General features: G+C 66.9%; 1 protein-coding gene. It reads right to left on the reverse strand.

What is annotated here, in order from left to right; genetic code table 11:
- Positions 1–1,287 (reverse strand): chemotaxis protein CheA (locus tag IC66_RS0142150; protein WP_038951357.1); only part of this gene is annotated, 1,287 nt, incomplete at both ends.

Below are 1,287 nucleotides of genomic sequence, written 5' to 3' on the forward strand. Positions count from 1 at the left end.
CGAGGCGGCGCCGTCGTCGATCTTGAGCAGCTTCTTCAGATGGATCAGCGGCAGCAGCTTGTTGCGCAGACGGAGGACCGCGGTGTCCTTGATGCGCTCGATGCGGTGCTCGGAGTTGGCGCGGGCCCGCACCAGCTCGACCACCGAGAGCTGCGGGATCGCAAAGCGGTCGCCGGCGGCTTCGACGATCAGGGCGGAGACGATCGCCAGCGTCAGCGGGATCTTGATGGTGACGGAGCTTCCCTCGCCGGCCACCGACTTGATGTCGATGGTGCCGCCGATCTGGTCGATATTGGTGCGCACCACGTCCATGCCGACGCCGCGGCCCGACACCGAGGTGATGGCGGCTGCGGTGGAGAAGCCGGGCGCGAAGATGAACTTGTGGATCTGGGCTTCGCTCATCTTCTCGAGCTCGGCCTCGGTGACCAACCCTGAGGAGATCGCCTTGGCCTTGATCTTCTCGGTGTTGAGGCCACGGCCGTTGTCGGCGATGCAGATGATGATGTGGCCGCCCTCGTGATAGGCGGACAGGCGGATGGTGCCCTGCTCGCCCTTGCCGGATGCGAGACGCTCGGCGGGGGTCTCCAGGCCATGATCGGCGGAGTTGCGCACCATGTGGGTGAGCGGGTCCTTGATCAGGTCGAGCACCTGGCGGTCGAGCTCGGTGTCGGCGCCGTGCATCTCCAATTCGATCTGCTTGCCGAGTTCGCTCGACAGGTCGCGGACGATGCGGGGCAGCTTCTGCCAGGCATTGCCGATCGGCTGCATGCGCGTCTTCATGACGCCTTCCTGCAGCTCGGCGGTGACGTTGGACAGGCGCTGCAACGGCACCTTGAACTCGGTGTCCTCGTTGCGGCGGGAGATCTCCAGCAGCTGGTTGCGGGTCAGCACCAGCTCGGAGACCATGGTCATCAGATGCTCCAGCGTATCCACGTTGACGCGGATCGACTGGTTGGCGATGCGGTCGCCTTCGCTGGCGCCCTCGTCGGCCATCGACTTCTTCGGCGCGGCCTTCTCCTTGGCGGGCTTTGCTTCCTTGGCGGTTTCCTTGGCGGCGGGCGCGGGCGCTTCAGCGGCCGGCGCGGGCTTGGCTTCAGCCTGAGCAACAGGCGTCGGCGCCTCGATCGCGGTCTCGCGGAAGGCGCGCTCGAGCTCGTCGAGCGAGACTTCGCCCGGACGCAGCGGGCGCTCCAGGGTCTGGTCGATCAGCGTGCCCGAGGTCAGGTTTGCCGGCGCAGCAGCGGCAACCGGGGCTTCCGGCACCAGCGGCGGAGCTTCGGCAACGGG

It is taken from the genome of Bradyrhizobium genomosp. III (assembly GCF_000261705.1).
GTDB lineage: Bacteria > Pseudomonadota > Alphaproteobacteria > Rhizobiales > Xanthobacteraceae > Bradyrhizobium > Bradyrhizobium ottawaense.